The 12,747-nt window shown below is 72.3% G+C and carries 9 protein-coding genes; 6 read left to right on the top strand and 3 right to left on the bottom strand.

Annotated elements, in window-relative coordinates; genetic code table 11:
• Nucleotides 1–214 precede the first annotated feature (214 nt).
• Nucleotides 215–3,301: an excinuclease ABC subunit UvrA gene (gene uvrA, locus AB0M97_RS04405; RefSeq protein WP_365959207.1), complete on the top strand. Its 3,087-nt coding sequence runs from the start codon at nt 215–217 to the stop codon at nt 3,299–3,301.
• A gap of 116 nt (nt 3,302–3,417) precedes the next feature.
• Here the strand turns inward: uvrA and AB0M97_RS04400 are convergent, their stop codons facing one another.
• Nucleotides 3,418–4,338: a carbohydrate kinase gene (locus AB0M97_RS04400; RefSeq protein ID WP_365959206.1), complete on the bottom strand. Its 921-nt coding sequence runs from the start codon at nt 4,336–4,338 to the stop codon at nt 3,418–3,420.
• Nucleotides 4,335–5,387 (bottom strand): LacI family DNA-binding transcriptional regulator, encoded by a 1,053-nt coding sequence (locus tag AB0M97_RS04395; RefSeq protein ID WP_365959205.1) that lies wholly within the window; start codon nt 5,385–5,387, stop codon nt 4,335–4,337. The genes AB0M97_RS04400 and AB0M97_RS04395 overlap by 4 nt, the downstream gene beginning before the upstream one ends.
• Before the next feature lie 203 nt (nt 5,388–5,590).
• Here AB0M97_RS04395 and AB0M97_RS04390 point away from each other — a divergent pair, with 203 nt between their 5' ends.
• Nucleotides 5,591–6,019, top strand: coding sequence for a Rieske (2Fe-2S) protein (locus AB0M97_RS04390; RefSeq protein ID WP_365959204.1), 429 nt, complete (start codon nt 5,591–5,593; stop codon nt 6,017–6,019).
• 222 nt (nt 6,020–6,241) lie between these two features.
• On the opposite strand, the gene AB0M97_RS04385 is transcribed toward AB0M97_RS04390, so the two are convergent.
• The gene (locus AB0M97_RS04385) at nt 6,242–7,189 is read right to left on the bottom strand and encodes a hypothetical protein (RefSeq protein ID WP_365959203.1); all 948 of its coding nucleotides are present in this window, start codon (nt 7,187–7,189) and stop codon (nt 6,242–6,244) included.
• A 326-nt stretch (nt 7,190–7,515) separates the two neighbouring features.
• On the opposite strand from AB0M97_RS04385, the gene uvrC reads away from it, so the two are divergent.
• The 4 genes from uvrC to whiA are packed head-to-tail and all read left to right on the top strand — an operon-like array spanning nt 7,516 to nt 12,651.
• Nucleotides 7,516–9,555, top strand: coding sequence for an excinuclease ABC subunit UvrC (gene uvrC, locus AB0M97_RS04380; protein WP_365959202.1), 2,040 nt, complete (start codon nt 7,516–7,518; stop codon nt 9,553–9,555).
• On the top strand, nt 9,552–10,583 hold the full coding sequence (rapZ, locus tag AB0M97_RS04375) for an RNase adapter RapZ (RefSeq protein WP_365959201.1): 1,032 nt from the start codon (nt 9,552–9,554) through the stop codon (nt 10,581–10,583). Before uvrC ends, rapZ begins: the two co-directional genes overlap by 4 nt.
• Nucleotides 10,580–11,671, top strand: a complete 1,092-nt coding sequence (yvcK, locus tag AB0M97_RS04370; protein ID WP_365959200.1) for a uridine diphosphate-N-acetylglucosamine-binding protein YvcK — start codon at nt 10,580–10,582, stop codon at nt 11,669–11,671. The genes rapZ and yvcK overlap by 4 nt, the downstream gene beginning before the upstream one ends.
• Nucleotides 11,662–12,651 (top strand): DNA-binding protein WhiA, encoded by a 990-nt coding sequence (gene whiA / locus AB0M97_RS04365; RefSeq protein WP_365959199.1) that lies wholly within the window; start codon nt 11,662–11,664, stop codon nt 12,649–12,651. Before yvcK ends, whiA begins: the two co-directional genes overlap by 10 nt.
• The last annotated feature ends 96 nt before the right edge of the window (nt 12,652–12,747 follow it).

The following is a 12,747-nucleotide window of genomic DNA, read 5'->3' as shown; positions in this document are numbered from 1 at the left end:
CTAGTCCCCGCCACTCCTTCGGGTGAAGGTGACGAACCGAGCCCGGTAATCGAATGCCCGTGCTATATGGTCGAGTGCGGCGTCGGGCATGCTGGATGGTCGGGGATTGTTAAGCGACCGGGAATCCGACCCGCGTTGTCAGTGGCTCCCCCTAGTCTGAGAAAGCACGGGGGCCCCGCCCCTGTCACTTCTCTCAAGAAAGGTGCGGACCGGCGTGGCCGACCGTCTCATCGTCCGTGGCGCGCGCGAGCACAACCTGAAGAACGTCTCGCTCGACCTGCCTCGTGACTCGCTCATCGTCTTCACGGGCCTGTCCGGGTCGGGCAAGTCCTCCCTGGCCTTCGACACGATCTTCGCCGAGGGCCAGCGCCGCTACGTGGAGTCGCTCTCCTCCTACGCCCGGCAGTTCCTCGGCCAGATGGACAAGCCGGACGTGGACTTCATCGAGGGCCTCTCCCCGGCGGTCTCCATCGACCAGAAGTCGACCTCGCGCAACCCGCGCTCGACGGTCGGCACCATCACCGAGGTCTACGACTACCTGCGTCTGCTGTTCGCGCGCATCGGCAAGCCGCACTGCCCGGAGTGCGGCCGTCCGATCTCGCGCCAGTCGCCGCAGGCCATCGTGGACAAGGTGCTGGAGCTGCCGGAGGGCAGCCGCTTCCAGGTGCTGTCGCCGCTCGTCCGCGAGCGCAAGGGGGAGTTCGTCGACCTCTTCGCCGACCTCCAGACCAAGGGCTACTCCCGCGCGCGTGTGGACGGCGAGACCGTCCAGCTCTCCGAGCCGCCCACGCTGAAGAAGCAGGAGAAGCACACCATCGAGGTGGTCATCGACCGCCTCACGGTGAAGGAGTCCGCCAAGCGGCGGCTCACCGACTCCGTGGAGACCGCCCTCGGGCTGTCCGGCGGCATGGTCGTGCTCGACTTCGTGGACCTCCCCGAGGACGACCCCGAGCGCGAGCGCATGTACTCGGAGCACCTGTACTGCGCGTACGACGACCTGTCCTTCGAGGAGCTGGAGCCCCGCTCCTTCTCCTTCAACTCGCCCTTCGGTGCCTGCCCCGAGTGCACCGGCATCGGCACGCGCATGGAGGTCGACCCCGAGCTGATCGTCCCCGACCCGGACAAGTCCCTGGACGAGGGCGCCATCCACCCCTGGTCGCACGGTCACACGAAGGACTACTTCGGACGCCTCGTCGGCGCCCTCGCGGACGCGCTCGGCTTCCGCACGGACATCCCCTTCGCCGGTCTGCCGCAGCGCGCCAAGAAGGCCCTGCTGCACGGCCACAAGACCCAGATCGAGGTGCGCTACCGCAACAGGTACGGCCGCGAGCGCCGGTACACCACGCCGTTCGAGGGCGCCGTCCCGTTCGTGAAGCGCCGGCACAGCGAGGCCGAGAGCGACGCCAGCCGCGAGCGCTTCGAGGGCTACATGCGCGAGGTGCCCTGTCCGTCCTGTGAGGGCTCGCGGCTGAAGCCGATCGTCCTCGCGGTCACGATCATGGGCAAGTCCATCGCCGAGGTCGCCGCGATGTCCATCAGCGACTGCGCCGACTTCCTGGCCGAGCTGAAGCTCAGCGACCGCGACAAGAAGATCGCGGAGCGCGTGCTGAAGGAGGTCAACGAGCGGCTGCGGTTCCTGGTCGACGTCGGCCTGGACTACCTCTCGCTGAACCGCGCGGCCGGCACGCTGTCCGGCGGCGAGGCCCAGCGCATCCGCCTCGCCACCCAGATCGGCTCCGGTCTCGTCGGCGTGCTGTACGTCCTGGACGAGCCGTCCATCGGGCTGCACCAGCGCGACAACCACCGGCTGATCGAAACCTTGGTCCGGCTGCGCGACATGGGCAACACGCTCATCGTCGTGGAGCACGACGAGGACACCATCAAGACCGCCGACTGGATCGTCGACATCGGCCCCGGCGCCGGTGAGCACGGCGGCAAGGTCGTGCACAGCGGCTCCCTGAAGGAACTGCTGGCCAACACCGAGTCGCAGACCGGCCAGTACCTGTCCGGCCGCAAGGCCATCCCGCTGCCCGAGGTGCGCCGCCCGCGCGACCCGTCCCGGCAGCTGACCGTGCACGGCGCCCGCGAGAACAACCTCAGGGACATCGACGTGTCCTTCCCGCTGGGCGTGTTCACCGCGGTCACCGGTGTGTCCGGGTCCGGCAAGTCCACCCTGGTCAACGACATCCTGTACACGCACCTGGCCCGCGAGCTGAACGGCGCGAGGAGCGTTCCCGGCCGGCACACGCGCGTGGACGGCGACGACCTCGTGGACAAGGTGGTGCACGTCGACCAGTCGCCCATCGGCCGCACCCCGCGGTCCAACCCGGCGACGTACACCGGCGTCTTCGACCACATCCGCAAGCTGTTCGCCGAGACGACCGAGGCGAAGGTCCGCGGCTACATGCCGGGCCGGTTCTCCTTCAACGTCAAGGGCGGCCGCTGCGAGAACTGCTCCGGTGACGGCACGATCAAGATCGAGATGAACTTCCTCCCGGACGTGTACGTGCCGTGCGAGGTCTGCCACGGCGCCCGGTACAACCGGGAAACCCTGGAGGTGCACTACAAGGGCAAGTCCATCGCCGACGTCCTGAACATGCCGATCGAAGAGGCGATGCACTTCTTCGAAGCCGTTCCGGCGATCTCCCGGCACCTCAGGACGCTGCACGACGTCGGTCTCGGCTACGTCCGGCTCGGCCAGTCCGCGACCACCCTGTCCGGCGGTGAGGCGCAGCGCGTGAAGCTCGCCAGCGAGCTGCAGAAGCGCTCCACCGGCCGCACGGTCTACGTCCTGGACGAGCCGACCACCGGCCTGCACTTCGAGGACATCAGCAAGCTGCTCACAGTGCTGAACGGCCTGGTGGACAAGGGCAACACGGTCATCGTCATCGAGCACAACCTCGACGTGATCAAGACCGCCGACTGGCTCATCGACATGGGCCCCGAGGGCGGTGCGGGCGGCGGCCTGGTCGTCGCCGAGGGCACGCCCGAGCAGGTCGCCGGTGTCACCACCAGCCACACCGGCAAGTTCCTGCGGGACATCCTGGACGCCGACCGGATCAGCGACGCCCCGGTCCCGGCGGCACGCAGGCGGACGACGGCGAAGGCGACCGCAGGCAAGACGGCGGCAGGAAAGGCGGCGGCAGGCAAGACGGTGGCCAAGACCTCGGCCGCCAAGTCCACCGCCAGGAGGACCGCCACCACGACGGTCGACAGCGTCGACGGCACGGAGAAGGCCGCCGACGGCGCCACCAAGAAGGCGGCACCCGCGAAGAAGGCGACCCGGGCCCGCAAGGCCTGAGCCCGCCCCACCCGCACACCGCGGCGCGTCCCAGGGGCCCAACCGCCCGTGGGGCGCGCCGCGTTGCCGCGTCGCCGAACCCAGGTGCGGTGCACGCACGACCGTCCGGCGACCGGTCAGCCCTTCCAGGGATCTCCCAACTCGGAGGCGTACGGCGGCTCCGCGCCCGCCCGCGAGCAGGTGACCGCCGCCGCGCGCGCCGCGAACCGCAGCAGTTCCGCCCAGCCGTCCGCGCCGAGACCGGCGAGCGCGGCCTCGCTCAGCGCCTCGCGCACGCGGAGCCCGTGCAGCAGTGCCGCGTTCACCGTGTCGCCGGCGCCGATCGTGTCCACCACGTCGACCCGCTCGCCCGGCACGGAGTACTCGCCGCCGTACCGCGTGAACACCGTCAGCCCGTCGCCGCCCCGGGTCACCACGACCGCCGCCGGACCGGCCGCGAGCCACTCGCGCGGGGTGCCGCCGAGCCAGTCGGCGTCCTCCGCGGACAGCTTCAGCAGGGACACGGACGGCAGCCAGCTCTTGAACCGGGCCCGGTAGGCGTCGGCGTCCGGGATCAGCCCGGCCCGGATGTTCGGGTCCAGGGCGGTGAACACCCCCTGGGCGGCGGCGCGTCGCATCAGGTCTTCGTAGCCGGTCGCACCGGGCTCCAGCACCAGCGAGCAGGTGCCGAAGGAGACCGCGCGGACCCCGGGCGGCAGCGCGTCCGGCGCCGTGAACAGCCGGTCCGCCGTCCCCTCGACGTAGAAGGAGTACGCCGCCGAGCCGTCCGCGCCGACCGTCGCGACGGCGAGCGTGGTCGGCTCCGGTCCGCGCCGCACCCACGACACGTCCACGCCGGTCTCGCGCAGCCGGTCCAGCAGCGCCTCGCCGAACGCGTCGTCCGACACGCGGGAGCAGAACGCGGTGGGGGAGCCGAGCCGGCCCAGTGCGACGGCCGTGTTGTACGGGCCGCCGCCGAGCGCCGGCCGCAGGGAGGCGAGGGCACCCGTGCCCTGCGGTACCAGGTCCATCAGGGCCTCACCGGCGACGACGATCACGAGCGGGTTCCTCTCTCCAGCCGGGTTTGGGGTGTCTCGGGACAGCCGCACGAGGTGCGGTGGACGAAGGCGCAGGGCAGCCGCACGGTCCGGGCGGGCCGGTCCGGCTCGGCGAGGCGGTCGAGCAGCGCCCGTACCGCTTCGGCGCCGATCTCGGTGCTGGGTTGCGCGATCGCGGTGAGCCGGGGCTCGAACAGGTCCGCCCAGGGGAAGTCGTCGAAGCAGCACAGCGCGATGTCGCGCGGCACCGACAGACCGGCGTCGCGCAGGGCACGCAGCGCGCCGATGGTCATGGCGTTGTCGGCGGTGACCAGTCCGGTGGGCCGGGCGCCGAGGGACAGCAGGGCGGCGGTGGCCCGTTCGGCGCCGGCCGACTCGGAGTCGCCGTGCACCAGGAGCCGTTCGTCGTACGGCAGTCCCGCGGCGGCCAGCCCTTGGCGGTACCCGGCGATCCGTTCGCGCGTGGTGCTGAGCCCCGGCCGGCCGGCGACCAGGCCGATACGACGGTGGCCGAGCCCGGCGAGGTGGGTGACGAGCCGGGCCGTGGGCTCCGCGCTGTCAGCGCACACCTGGTCGAAGGCCGGGGCACCGTCACCGGGGGAGTCGAGCACGCGGTCCAGGAAGACGGTCGGCACGGCATGGCGCCGGAGGTGGGCGACGAGGTCGCCGGGTGCCGCCGAGGGGGCGACGATCATGCCGTCCACGCGGCGTTCGTGCAGCAGCTGGACGGCCCTGCGTTCGTGCTCGGGGTCGTCGTGCGGGTCGGCGACGAGCAGGCCGTAACCGTGCTCCAGGGCGCTCGCCTCGACGCCCTGGAGGATCTCCGTGAAGTACGGGTTGCTGATCGCCGACACCGCTAGCCCGATGGACCGGGTGCGGGAGGTCACCAGGGAGCGGGCGAGGGTGTTGGGGGTGTAACCGAGCTTCTCCACGGCGTCCAGGACGGCCTGGCGGGTGTGGGGCAGCACGGGCCGGGTGCCGTTCAGCACATGGGAGACGGTCGCCACGGAGACACCGGCGCTCCGCGCCACGTCGGCCATTGTCGCCATGCGCGCTCCCTCTCGGACGGGCCCGGCCGGACATCGGGCGGGACAGCCTTCCCGAGGCCGGAAGCTACCTCATTCGGCGGCGGACGTAAACGCTTGCGCAAGCGTTTACGTGCCTCTTCCGGACTGCCTCACCCGCCCCCTCGGGGCCGTCGAAGGGGCCGGTATGGTCGCCCTGCACACCCAACATGACCTGTGGAGATCCCATGCCCGGCCGTCCGTCCCCGAGCCGTCGCACCGTCCTGCGGGGCGCGGCCCTCACTCCCGTCGCCGGAACGGCGCTCACCGCCTGCGGGCCCGGGGACGACGAGGGGGCGCTGCCGGCGACGCCGACCGCGTCCGTCGAACTCGGCGCGCCGGAGGAGGTCGCCGGGCCCGGCCCGGCGCTGTACCGGAATCAGCACGTGGTCGTCAGCCGTGCCGGGGACGGCTCGCTGACGGCGTACAGCGCCGTCTGCACGCACGCGGGGTGCGCCCTCGACAAGCTGGAGGGGAAGAAGCTGGTATGCGCGTGTCACGGCAGCGAGTTCGACGCCACGACGGGGGAGGTGCTGCGGTCTCCCGCCACGGAGCCGCTGGTCGCGCTCGACGTGCGGGAGCAGAACGGCAGGATCGTCGCAGGGCCGAAATCCTGACCCGGCCCGCCCAGCCCGACCCGCGGCCGGGCCCCGGCCGCCTCGCCGACCCGCGGCCCGATCCCGCCCGCCCGGCCCGCCCCATCCGGCCCGCCGACTCCGCCCCGCCCGGCCGCAACCATCCGGCCCGGCGACCCCGCCCCAACCCGCTCCCCGCGCTCAGCCCAGGCTCAACCCCGCGCCCTTCACCGCGGCACTGACCAAGGCCCGCGGCGCCACCCTTCACCCCCACTCCCACCCAATCCCCACCATGCCCGACCGCACCCGTGGTTCCACCAGGTGCACCGAGTGGTGCGGCCCGGTCAGGGCCAGGTCCTGGTGGCCGCTGCGGGGTGCCGCCGCCGTGTGCTGGGTGAAGCGGTGGCAGCGCACCGGCAGGGCCCGCCCGTCGAACCGCACCTGGAGCGCGTACTGCCCCCCGGCGGAGTCGAAGCCGCGCACGTACTCGCGCGACACACCGGCCGTGCCGTCCTCGACGCCGTAACGGAACAGGAAGGTGTCACCGGTCCGCAGCCGGGTGTCGAACAGCAGCTCCGCCACGAGCAGTCCGGTGTCGTGGTGCCGGCGCACGCGCCCGGCGCGGCAGTTCTCCAGCGCGCGCACCGCCATGCGGTCCGGATCGCACCCCGGGTCACCGTGGTGCACGGCCACGAAGCGGTCGACGCCGTCCCGATGGGCCCGCACGATGTGGTGCGACTCGCGCCCGGCCAGTTCCCGGTGCGCCCCGATCCGCACCAGTTCGTGATGGCCGAGGGTGTGCAGCCCGCCGTCCACGGCCGAGTCCAGCTCGGCCAGCAGCCGTTCCAGGACGCCCGAGGCCGCCACGAAGGCGCGGTAGGAGCGTGCGGAGGCGTCCCGGTCGGCGGGGCGGTCGTCGGCGTCGGCGAGCAGCCGGATCAGCGACTCGTCGGGCAGTTGGAGGATCTCCTCCAGGGCCCGCACGGCGCGCAGTGACTCCGGGCGCTGGGGACGCCGGGCGCCCTGCTGCCAGTAGCTCAGGCTCGTCACGCCCACCTTCACCCCGTGGCGCGACAGATGGTGCTGCACACGCTGCAGGGGCAGGCCGCGCGCGGCGATCGCGGCGCGCAGGGCGACGTGGAAGGGGCCGCCTCGCAGGGCCGAGTCCAGGTCAGCGGTGGCGTCGTCCGCGTGCTGTGTGGCGTGCGGCATGCACAGGGGCCTTTCTGTGAATGTTCCCAACGGCTGGTCAGACCGTTGGCAAGGGTCCGCGGGGCCGCCCGCGCCGGGGCAGGGGGCGTCCTGAGATGCGCAGGCCGCCGTTCCGGGGCCCCGAGGTCCTCCGCATTGAAGCGTGTTGACCTAGTCCCGACAACACCTGATGCCCAACCGCGACGGACGGCTGGCCGAGTCCGTACTGTGCGTGGCCGGCCGCCCGGACCCGGCGGCGTACGGCGAGGTCCACACGGGCCGGGAGGTGCTGCCCCGGGGCCCCGCACCGCCCCGGAGTGTCGGTGCTCGCCAGTAGGGTGTGAGACATGGCCGACCCCTCCAGCTACCGCCCCACGCCGGGAGACATCCCGGACACTCCCGGGGTGTACAGGTTCCGTGACGAGCACCGCCGGGTGATCTACGTCGGAAAGGCGAAAAGCCTGCGTCAGCGCCTGGCCAGCTACTTCCAGGACCTGGCGAACCTGCACCCGCGGACGCGCTCCATGGTGACCACGGCCGCGTCCGTGGAGTGGACGGTGGTGTCCACGGAGGTCGAGGCCCTGCAGCTGGAGTACTCCTGGATCAAGGAGTACGACCCCCGCTTCAACGTCAAGTACCGGGACGACAAGAGCTACCCGTACCTCGCGGTGACGATGGGCGAGGAGTTCCCGCGCGTCCAGGTGATGCGCGGCCACAAGAAGAAGGGCGTGCGCTACTTCGGGCCGTACGCGCACGCGTGGGCGATCCGCGACACCGTGGACCTGCTGCTGCGGGTGTTCCCGGTGCGCACCTGCTCGGCCGGTGTCTTCAAGAACGCCGCCCGCACCGGCCGCCCCTGCCTGCTCGGCTACATCGGCAAGTGCTCCGCGCCCTGCGTGGAGCGGATCACGCCCGAGGAACACCGCGACTTGGCCGAGGAGTTCTGCGACTTCATGGCCGGCCGCACGGGCACGTACCTGCGCCGTCTGGAGAAGCGGATGACGCTGGCGGCCGAGGAGATGGAGTACGAGCGGGCCGCCCGCCTGCGCGACGACATCGAGGCCCTGAAGAAGGCCATGGAGAAGAACGCGGTCGTGCTCGCCGACGCGACCGACGCCGACCTGATCGCGGTCGCCGAGGACGAGCTGGAAGCCGCCGTGCAGATCTTCCACGTGCGGGGCGGACGCGTGCGCGGCCAGCGCGGCTGGGTGACGGACAAGGTCGAGGAGATCACCACCGGCGCCCTCGTCGAGCACGCGCTCCAGCAGCTGTACGGCGAGGAGACCGGGGACGCCGTCCCCAAGGAGGTGCTCGTTCCGGCGCTCCCGGACCCGGTGGAGCCGGTGCAGCAGTGGCTCACCGGCCGCCGCGGGGCGAACGTGTCGCTGCGCATCCCGCAGCGCGGCGACAAGAAGGCCCTCATGGAGACCGTGCAGCGCAACGCGCAGCAGTCGCTCGTCCTGCACAAGACCAAGCGCGCCTCCGACCTGACCACGCGCTCGCGCGCGCTGGAGGAGATCGCCGAGGCGCTCGACCTGGACAGCGCGCCGCTGCGCATCGAGTGCTACGACATCTCCCACCTCCAGGGCGACGACGTGGTGGCCTCCATGGTCGTCTTCGAGGACGGCCTGGCCCGCAAGAGCGAGTACCGGCGCTTCCAGATCAAGAGCTTCGCCGGCCAGGACGACGTGCGGTCCATGCACGAGGTCCTCAGCCGCCGCTTCCGGCGCTACCTGGCAGAGAAGGAGCGGACCGGGGAGTGGACGGAGGAGGAGCTCAAGGAGGACGACGGCCGGCCCAAGCGGTTCGCGTACCCGCCGCAGCTCGTCGTCGTGGACGGCGGGCAGCCGCAGGTCCGGGCGGCCCAGCGGGCCCTGGACGAGCTGGGCATCGACGACATCGCGGTGTGCGGCCTCGCCAAGCGCCTGGAGGAGGTGTGGCTGCCCGGCGAGGACGACCCGGTGGTCCTGCCCCGCACCAGCGAAGGCCTCTACCTGCTGCAACGCGTGCGTGACGAGGCGCACCGCTTCGCCATCTCCTACCAGCGCAGCAAGCGCGCCAAGCGGATCCGCGCCACCCCGCTGGACGACGTGCCGGGCCTCGGCGAGACCCGCAGACAGGCGCTGATCAAGCACTTCGGTTCCGTGAAGAAGCTCCGGTCGGCGACCATCGACCAGATCTGCGAGGTTCCCGGCATAGGCCGCAAAACCGCCGAGACGGTCGCCGTGGCGCTCGCCCAGGCCGCACCGGCCGCGCCCGCCGTGAACACGGCGACTGGAGAGATCATGGAAGACGTGGAAGACGGGGTACCCGGCACGACGGCGGGTGCCCCCGGGGAGCCCGTGACCGCGGGAGCCCCGGACGATCGACGGGGGCAGGAGACATGACCGAGCACGACGCACAGCAGGACCCGCGGCATCAAGAACAGCAGGACGCACTGCGGCAGGAACAGCGGGAAGCGCTGCCACCAGAGCAGCAGGACGCCCAGCACCAGGAGACGGGCGACGGAGCACAGGCGGGCACGGGCAAGGAGGCGGCAGGGCTCCCCGAGGCGGCCATCCCCGAGCTGGTGATCATCTCCGGCATGTCCGGGGCCGGCCGGTCGACGGCCGCGAAGTGCCTGGAGGACCTGGGCTGGTTCGTGGTCGACAACCTCCCGCCCGCCCTGATCCCCACCATGGTGGAGCTCGGCGCCCGCTCCCAGGGCAACGTCGCCCGGATCGCGGTCGTCGTGGACGTCCGCGGCCGGCGCTTCTTCGACAACCTCCGGCAGTCCCTCGCCGACCTCGACACCAAGGGCGTCACCCGGCGGATCGTGTTCCTGGAGTCCTCCGACGAGGCCCTGGTGCGCCGCTTCGAGTCGGTCCGCCGCCCGCACCCCCTCCAGGGTGACGGCCGCATCGTGGACGGCATCGACGCCGAGCGGGAACTGCTGCGCGAGCTGCGCGGCGACGCCGACCTGGTGATCGACACCTCCAGCCTGAACGTCCACGAGCTGCGCGCCAAGATGGACGCCCAGTTCGCCGGCGAGGAGGAGCCCGAGCTGCGGGCCACCGTCATGTCCTTCGGCTTCAAGTACGGCCTCCCGGTCGACGCCGACCTGGTCGTGGACATGCGGTTCCTGCCGAACCCGCACTGGGTCCCGGAGCTGCGCCCGTACACCGGGATGCACGAGGAGGTGGCGGCGTACGTGCTCAACCAGCCCGGCGCCAAGGAGTTCCTCGACCGGTACGCCGAACTCCTCCAGCTCGTTGCCGCGGGCTACCGTCGGGAGGGCAAGCGCTATGTGACGATCGCCGTCGGCTGCACCGGCGGCAAGCACCGCTCGGTCGCCATGTCGGAGAAGCTGGCCGCCCGGCTGGCGGCCGAGGGCGTGGAGACGGTGGTCGTCCACCGGGACATGGGACGGGAATGACGGGACGTACTCCGCGGCTGAGCAGGCTGCGCCGGGCGGTGCCCGAAGGGCGCGGCGGCCGGCCCGCAGAGAGCCGCAGCGGCCGGATCGCCGAGGCCCGCGGCGCCCGGCCGCGCCGCCGGGGCACCCAGCCCAAGGTCGTCGCCCTCGGCGGCGGCATGGGCCTGTCCGCCTCGCTCGCCGCTCTGCGCCGGATCACCGGCGACCTCACGGCCGTCGTCACCGTCGCCGACGACGGCGGCTCCAGCGGGCGCCTGCGCGACGAGCTGGGCGTGCTCCCGCCCGGCGACCTGCGCAAGGCGCTGGCCGCGCTGTGCGGTGACGACGACTGGGGTCAGACCTGGTCCCGCGTCATCCAGCACCGCTTCCAGTCCCGCGGCGACCTGCACGACCACGCGGTGGGCAACCTCCTGATCGTCGCCCTGTGGGAACAGCTCGGCGACCATGTGCAGGCGCTCGACCTGGTGGGCAAGCTGCTCGGCGCGCACGGGCGCGTGCTGCCCATGTCCGCCGTGCCGCTGGAGCTCCAGGCGCTCGTCAGGGGCCACGACCCGGCCCGGCCGGACGACATCGACACCGTGCGCGGCCAGGCGACCGTCGCCCTCACACCGGGCGAGGTGCAGTCGGTGCACCTGGTGCCGAACGACCCGCCGGCCGTCCCGGAGGCCGTCGCGGCGGTCCGGGACGCGGACTGGGTGGTGCTCGGTCCCGGCTCCTGGTTCTCCTCCGTCATCCCGCACCTGCTGGTGCCCGAGCTCCTGGACGCGCTCACGCAGACCAAGGCGCGCCGGGTGCTCTCCTTGAACCTCGCGCCGCAACCCGGAGAAACCGAGGGCTTCTCCCCGCAGCGTCATTTGGAGGTTTTGGGACGACACGCCCCTAAACTCGCCCTGGACGTGGTGCTGGCCGACGAGGCCGCCGTGCCCGACCGCGATGCGATGACCGATGCCGCCAAGCGGTTCGGCGCCGCGGTCGAGCTGGCGCCGGTGGCCCGGACCGACGGAACTCCGCGGCACGACCCGGAGCTGTTGGCAGCCGCGTACGACCGTATTTTTCGGATGCATGGAAGGATCGGCCCATGGCGATGACGGCAGCGGTGAAGGACGAGATCTCCCGGCTCCCCGTCACCCGGACCTGCTGCAGAAAGGCGGAGGTCTCCGCCCTTCTGCGGTTCGCCGGCGGCCTCCACCTGGTGAGCGGGCGCATTGTGATCGAGGCGGAGCTGGACACCGCGATGGCGGCCCGCCGCCTCAAGCGGGACATCCTGGAGATCTTCGGCCACGGCTCGGAGCTGATCGTGATGGCCCCGGGCGGGCTGCGCCGCGGCTCGCGCTACGTCGTCCGGGTTGTCGCCGGCGGCGACCAGCTGGCCCGGCAGACGGGTCTGGTCGACGGCCGCGGCCGTCCCATCCGCGGGCTGCCCCCGCAGGTGGTCTCGGGGGCCACCTGCGACGCCGAGGCGGCCTGGCGCGGGGCGTTCCTGGCGCACGGCTCGCTCACCGAGCCCGGCCGTTCCTCGTCGCTCGAGGTGACCTGCCCCGGCCCCGAGGCCGCGCTCGCGCTCGTCGGCGCCGCCCGCAGGCTGTCGATCGCCGCCAAGGCCCGCGAGGTGCGCGGCGTCGACCGCGTCGTGGTCCGCGACGGCGACGCGATCGGCGCGCTGCTCACCCGGCTCGGCGCCCACGAGTCGGTGCTGGCCTGGGAGGAGCGCCGGATGCGCCGCGAGGTCCGCGCCACCGCGAACCGCCTCGCCAACTTCGACGACGCCAACCTGCGCCGCTCGGCCCGCGCGGCCGTCGCGGCCGGTGCCCGCGTGCAGCGCGCGCTGGAGATCCTCGGGGACGACGTGCCCGAGCACCTCGCGGCGGCCGGCCGGCTGCGCATGGAGCACAAGCAGGCCTCGCTGGAGGAGCTGGGGGCGCTCGCCGACCCGCCGCTCACCAAGGACGCGGTGGCGGGCCGTATCCGCCGGCTGCTGGCGATGGCCGACAAGCGCGCCTCCGACCTGGGCATTCCGGGTACGGAGGCCAACCTCGGCGAGGAGCTCGCCGACAACCTGGCCGGCTGACCCCGCGTCAATCCGCCGGTGCCGACGCCCGCTCGGGTGGCCGGTACCGGCGTTTTCGTGTCGCTGCCGTGCTATTGACTCGATCATGGACTGTCA

The organism is Streptomyces sp. NPDC051207 (assembly GCF_040682395.1).
Taxonomy (GTDB): domain Bacteria; phylum Actinomycetota; class Actinomycetes; order Streptomycetales; family Streptomycetaceae; genus Streptomyces.
The sequence above is the reverse complement of the archived record's forward strand: the minus strand, read 5'-3'. Positions and strand labels throughout refer to the sequence as shown.

Bases quoted from the DNA above. Each gene is read 5' to 3' on its own strand.
- AB0M97_RS04395 (WP_365959205.1), bottom strand. From the start codon at position 5,387: ATGGCGACAATGGCCGACGTGGCGCGGAGCGCCGGTGTCTCCGTGGCG.
- AB0M97_RS04390 (WP_365959204.1), top strand. From the start codon at position 5,591: ATGCCCGGCCGTCCGTCCCCGAGCCGTCGCACCGTCCTGCGGGGCGCG.
- AB0M97_RS04385 (WP_365959203.1), bottom strand. From the start codon at position 7,189: ATGCCGCACGCCACACAGCACGCGGACGACGCCACCGCTGACCTGGAC.
- uvrC (WP_365959202.1), top strand. From the start codon at position 7,516: ATGGCCGACCCCTCCAGCTACCGCCCCACGCCGGGAGACATCCCGGAC.
- rapZ (WP_365959201.1), top strand. From the start codon at position 9,552: ATGACCGAGCACGACGCACAGCAGGACCCGCGGCATCAAGAACAGCAG.
- yvcK (WP_365959200.1), top strand. From the start codon at position 10,580: ATGACGGGACGTACTCCGCGGCTGAGCAGGCTGCGCCGGGCGGTGCCC.
- whiA (WP_365959199.1), top strand. From the start codon at position 11,662: ATGGCGATGACGGCAGCGGTGAAGGACGAGATCTCCCGGCTCCCCGTC.